Origin of the sequence: Tabrizicola sp. (assembly GCF_031377265.1) — a bacterium.
Taxonomy (GTDB): Bacteria; Pseudomonadota; Alphaproteobacteria; order Rhodobacterales; family Rhodobacteraceae; genus JAUYQR01.
Map to the genome: position 1 here is coordinate 1 of NZ_JANMET010000295.1, position 5,095 is coordinate 5,095.

Consider the following 5,095-nt stretch of genomic DNA (forward strand, 5'->3'; position numbering starts at 1 on the left):
GCAACGCTCTGGAGTGAACCGTGTCACCGTGGCCGAGATCGAGACAGGGCGGAAGCAGGGCTCAGTCGCGACGCTTCGAAAGCTCGCCGGCGCACTTGGTGTGGCGGTGGATGATCTCGCTGGCTGAGGGCGGCACAGTGCCGCCGCTCGCCGACATCCCCAAGCCTGCGTTGCAGCCGCTCGAAGCTGCCGTTTATGCAAATAGCAGAAAAACGCCACGAGGCTGGTCCACGCTGCGGAAATCGCCGGCAACTGGTCAGCAACGTTCGTTTTCGGGGATAGCAGGATGATGTGGGATGCTACGACAGACCGGGTGCAATGTTGCAATCGGGCTTAACGCGATCTGAAGGGAAACGCGCGCCCGGGTCGGTGACATGACCAACAATCAACCATCATTGTTTTCGAGGCTCTGAAAGCGACCCACGTGTTTCAGCTCAAGGTCGCTGTGCAGCAGGTCCATGATGACTTCGTCGTATCGACGGTTGTTCAGCAGATTGGCACCGCGCAACCGTCCGACAATCTTGAAGCCGAGACGCTCGTACAGGCGTCTTGCTTCTGCATTGTATTCATGAACTTCCACTTTGATGCTGTGCAAGCTGCGAAAGAAAAACCCATATTCGCAGATCAACCGACTAGCTTCGGTGCCGAATCCCTTTTTTCGCTGATCGCGATCACCGATACCAACAAACATGGTGGCTGTCATTGCGCGGGTGATGTCGAACAATCCACCAAAGCCGACCAATTGACCCGTGTCCAAGGCAATTATGGAAAACTCCGCGCTGCTATCCGTGATACGCGAATTCCGTTCGTAGAAATCCTGGCGCGCCTCAAGCGTATGCGCCTCGCCAGGAACGCCCAGTCTTGCGGTGAAGTCCAGATTCTGATTCCACAGCGCAATCGTCGGCACGTCTTGCGTTTGCATGACTGACAGACCCACGCGCTCGCCAGTCAGAATCATGGCGCGGCGCGTGGTATCCTGATCGGCAACTTCTGCCATCGCGCCTCCAATTCTTGTCCGACCCCGTGTTCCCTGCCTTGGCATCTGGGCCGATTGTGACTGATGCTAGTGTCGCGTGTGTGTCTTGTCCCAAATCCATTTGCCGATGATCGGCGTCAGGGTGACTGCGCCCCCCAGTCCGACGATCCACATCCAGTTTGCGCCACCATTGGCCATCCCCGCCCCCATTGCGGCCAGCGCAAAGCAGATCGGAATAACGCCCAGGGCGGTGGCCAGTGCAAACCGGCCAAAGGTAAGGCAAGTGATGCCCGCGCCATAGCTGACCAGATCAAACGAGATGAACGGAATCAGGCGCGAGGCAAAAACAATCAGCATCAGTGCGAACTGCGACCGCGGCCGCGCGATGTAGCGCAGGACAGGATTTTGTGATTGGCGCACCCAGTCAGCGCCAAGGTAACGGGCCGATCCGAAGGCAATCAATGCCCCCAGCAGCGCCCCGGCAACGGTGATGGCTCCACCCCAAAGCGTTCCGTAAAGCGCCCCGCCTGCCACCGCAATGGGACCGCTGGGGATCGGGCTTACGACAATCGCCAGCACCATGAGGCCGATCAGCGCCAACGGACCGAACACGCCAAGGTCGCCAACCAGACCGCGCACCCATGCCTCGCTAAAGGTGGGTTGGTCAACCATCTGAAGGGACAGGGTCAATCCGGCAGCGACCGCGATGGTCAGACAGGCGGCAAGGACAACGCGCTTTGACACAACCGGCTTCCGATCAGAGCTTTGCATGGCAGCAGCCATCACCGTTGGCCCGTGGTCAACAGCAGCGCATTCGGCCCGATCCAGCCGGTGTCGGTCTGGTACACGTCCAGTTGCGCTGCGATGTCGGCCCAGGCTGCAGTGCGGGCAGCGTCATCAAGCGGTGCCAATATCTGAAGGATCGGCCCCGCTGACTCACGGATGAAGGCGAGGTAGTGTTCTGTCGTCGGCATCCGGAATGGCGCTTCCATCCTCGTGGTCGCGACGGCGCGGAAACCGGCGCGTTGAAACAGATCATCCATCAATCCGGGCTTGCCAAGGCTGACCAACCCGCCGGGCTGGAACGGATCGCGCGGCGGTAACCCTGCATGACGCAGGGCCGTGGACATCAGGATACGCAGGCAGGGGTTCATGTCCGGTCCCGCAAAGACGATGCTGCAAAACCGCGCGCCGGGTTTAAGGACGCGGTAAACTTGCGATATGCCCGTCAAAGGATCTGGCAGAAACATCAGGCCCAGACGGCACACGGCGGCATCGAACATTGCATCGCCGAGGTTCAAGTCTTCGGCATCCGCCTCATGGATCCGCACATTGTGGTGCCCGGCCCGGATGGCATTGCCAAGCGCATAGGCAAGGATGCCCGCCGATATGTCTGTCGCCACAACCGCACCCTGCACACCGACCCGCGCCGCAAGATCCAGTGTCTGATCACCCGCACCGGCGGCAACGTCCAGCACGGTTTGCCCCTCGCGGATGCCCGCCATTTCAAGCATGGCATCGGTCGGCATCCGTAGCCAGTCGCGGATCTCGGACCCGTGCCGATCCCAACCGGCCGCAGCAGCATCCCATTGCACGCGCATGTCTTGCTTGAATGCATCACCAACTGTCATCGTATTGAGTGTCATCTGGCGGGCTCCTCTTTGGGCACAAGCGGACAACGGCCCAAACGGAGGCATTCCGTCGCGCGGTCACGTTTGCTGCTTTGAATGGGTTGGGGCGGGGATCGGCGCGCCCTTTCGCCTGTCTGAAAGATTACGCTTGATTGAAACGCGCGGACAGTCGCAGATTTGCAGAAGGGGGCCGCAGATTTGCGGGGGCTGAACATGTTTGACTGGAACGATCTTAAGGTCTTTCTCGCAGTCGCCCGCGAAGGCAGCACGCTGGCTGCGGCGCGTTCGCTTGGGGTGAACCAATCAACCGTTCAACGCAGATTGGCTGACCTTGAATCGCAGTTGGGTCAAAGGCTGGTTGAGCGGCTGCCGTCCGGCTACCGGCTGACCGAACTCGGCACCGCCCTCCTGCCCTATGCCGAAGGTGTTGCCGCGCAGGCTGAGGTATTCGCACAGGCGGTACGTGATCTGGGCCGGGCGTCTATCGGGATTATCCGCCTGACGTGCCCTGAACCCATTGCATTTCGCCTGACGCAATCTGGTATCCTTGACCGTTTTCACGCAGCCCACCCCAACCTGAAGGTCGAGTTTGTGCTCAGCGACCAGTACGTCGATCTGGCAAAGGGCGAGGCGGACGTTGCCCTGCGGTCGGGTGACACCGAAGACAGTATCCTGGTCGGACGCAAGATCGCCGACAGCCTTTGGGCAATCTATGCCAGCCGCCAATATGTCGAACGGCACGGAGCGCCCGCCACGATCGCTGATCTGGCGCGCCACCCCTTGATCGCGTTTGAAGAAAGCATGGCCAAACACCGCACAGTATCGTGGTTCAAGGAAGTGGCACCTGACGCGACCTACGCCGCACGCAACACCAGCGTGCTTGGCCTGATCTATGCGGCAAAAGCGGGTGTCGGGGTCGCACCCCTGCCGATGTCATTGGGTGACGCTGAACCAGACCTGATCCGGATCATCGGCCCGGTCACCGAATTGACCCGCGCCTGGCGCATCCTGACCCACCCGGACCAGCGCCACACCGCCCGCATCTCGGCCTTCTTTGATTTCGTCCTGAAGGAAAGCGACGCTTTGCGACCAATCCTTACCGGGTGAAGTAGAGAGCCGCCAGCGTCGAAGACTATTGCCGGTTGGGATGCGAAGACTGCGGTTTGCTAAATTGCTCGCATCAGGTGCGCCTCTATCGCTGCTGAGGCTAAGTTAGGGCGCAGGTCGTTCAATCACGACCCTTATCGGCCGCTCAGCAACGGCGGCATGCCGCGGTGCAGCTTCACCGAACCCGGCGTTCGTAGTTGGTCTAGAGAAATTGGCGGTTCTATGCCGGCTCTGCGGACGTTGCCGCCAATCGAAACCGGTGTCCGAATCTCCACTCCCGCGGCGTTAAGCACTCCAGGCCAAATGCGCATAACGTTTTCAGTCATGCCGCCAATCCGATGATCTGACGAGAAAGTCGATCCGATCCGCCGAAAATGGTGCCCCGTTCATCGCTTGCTGCGGAAACGCGCATTTTGCAACGGAGCACCAGAAGTCCGACAAAGCCATGGCGAACTCGTCATACAGAAAAGGCAACGCATCCATGAAATAGCCGTTTGCTTGGCATTCCGTGTCAGAAATCCTCATTCGTACCAGCATTCCTGTCACTGACCGCCGCACCTGTTGCCCGCTTCGGCGTTACCAGTTTGGTCGCCTTACAACCTTGGTTGCAGCAGGCACTTGATCTCGCGCAATGCGTTGTCCCGTTAGCCCGCCCTAGAATGGGGCAGAAACTTGGATTTGTTGGGCGACTCCCGCTAAGGCGCGCGTCCGGCACTGCAGCGCCTGCCTACTTTCTGCAACAAAAAAGGGGCCACTGTCATGGCAATTCAATCGACGCGGACTCCGGCTGGCACGCGCGACCTTGGTGTCGGGCACCTTGCCCCGTTCTTCGTGCTCACCTTCGCCCTGACCTGGGGTCTGGCTGCCGCCTTCGTGGTCTTCCCCGACCAGATCACTGCCATTTTTGGCGAGTTGAGCGTGACGAACCCGCTCTATCTGATCATGACATGGTCGCCCGGTCTGGTCGGGATGCTGCTGGTCGTCATCACGACCGGCTTGTCAGGATTGCGCCGGTTCTTCGGAAGGCTGTTCGATGCGTCGGTGCCGTTGGCCTGGTGGGCTTTCGTGCTGCTTGCCCTTCCGGCACTGAAGATGACCGGCGCACTTTTGAACGGAACGCCGATCACCGGCCTTCTCAATCTGAGCCCGTTCGGAGAAATCCTTTCGATGTCGATCTTCATGCTGTTTCTTGGGCCAGTGGAGGAGTTCGGCTGGCGTGGGGTGGCTCTGCCGCTCATGCAGCGATTGACGGCACCGGTCTGGGCTGGGGTGATTGTGGGGTTCGTCTGGGCATTTTGGCACCTCCCGGCGTTTTTTGTCGGCGATACGCCGCAATCTGCCTGGGCCGTCCTGCCGTTTCTCATCGGGGTCACGGCGATCG

Annotated in this window: 6 protein-coding genes; 3 read left to right on the forward strand and 3 right to left on the reverse strand. The window is 60.0% G+C overall.

From position 1 onward, the window contains the following. Positions 1 to 13: 13 nt before the first annotated feature. A complete protein-coding gene (locus RMO18_RS16335) occupies positions 14 to 127 on the forward strand; it encodes a helix-turn-helix transcriptional regulator (protein ID WP_309667338.1) in 114 nt (37 codons plus the stop codon). 258 nt (positions 128 to 385) lie between these two features. On the opposite strand, the gene RMO18_RS16340 is transcribed toward RMO18_RS16335, so the two are convergent. The 3 genes from RMO18_RS16340 to RMO18_RS16350 form a co-directional block, all read right to left on the reverse strand. Beyond that, positions 386 to 997 carry a GNAT family protein gene (locus RMO18_RS16340; protein WP_309667332.1) on the reverse strand — a complete coding sequence of 204 codons (612 nt, stop codon included), beginning with the start codon at positions 995 to 997 and terminating at the stop codon, positions 386 to 388. A gap of 66 nt (positions 998 to 1,063) precedes the next feature. Further along, positions 1,064 to 1,759 (reverse strand): TVP38/TMEM64 family protein, encoded by a 696-nt coding sequence (locus RMO18_RS16345; RefSeq protein ID WP_309667334.1) that lies wholly within the window; start codon positions 1,757 to 1,759, stop codon positions 1,064 to 1,066. Beyond that, the gene (locus tag RMO18_RS16350; RefSeq protein WP_309667335.1) at positions 1,759 to 2,622 is read right to left on the reverse strand and encodes a class I SAM-dependent methyltransferase; all 864 of its coding nucleotides are present in this window, start codon (positions 2,620 to 2,622) and stop codon (positions 1,759 to 1,761) included. Before RMO18_RS16350 ends, RMO18_RS16345 begins: the two co-directional genes overlap by 1 nt. A 198-nt stretch (positions 2,623 to 2,820) precedes the next feature. Between RMO18_RS16350 and RMO18_RS16355 the strand changes: the two genes are divergently transcribed. Both RMO18_RS16355 and RMO18_RS16360 read left to right on the forward strand, forming a co-directional pair. Then, positions 2,821 to 3,714, forward strand: coding sequence for a LysR family transcriptional regulator (locus RMO18_RS16355; protein WP_309667336.1), 894 nt, complete (start codon positions 2,821 to 2,823; stop codon positions 3,712 to 3,714). Between the two features lie 759 nt (positions 3,715 to 4,473). Then, the coding region (locus RMO18_RS16360; protein ID WP_309667337.1) for a CPBP family intramembrane glutamic endopeptidase at positions 4,474 to 5,095 on the forward strand (622 nt) is incomplete at its 3' end.

Excerpts from the sequence above, each read along its gene's own strand:
- RMO18_RS16355 (WP_309667336.1), top strand. The coding sequence starts at position 2,821 with ATGTTTGACTGGAACGATCTTAAGGTCTTTCTCGCAGTCGCCCGCGAA.
- RMO18_RS16340 (WP_309667332.1), bottom strand. The coding sequence starts at position 997 with ATGGCAGAAGTTGCCGATCAGGATACCACGCGCCGCGCCATGATTCTG.
- RMO18_RS16350 (WP_309667335.1), bottom strand. The coding sequence starts at position 2,622 with ATGACACTCAATACGATGACAGTTGGTGATGCATTCAAGCAAGACATG.
- RMO18_RS16345 (WP_309667334.1), bottom strand. The coding sequence starts at position 1,759 with ATGGCTGCTGCCATGCAAAGCTCTGATCGGAAGCCGGTTGTGTCAAAG.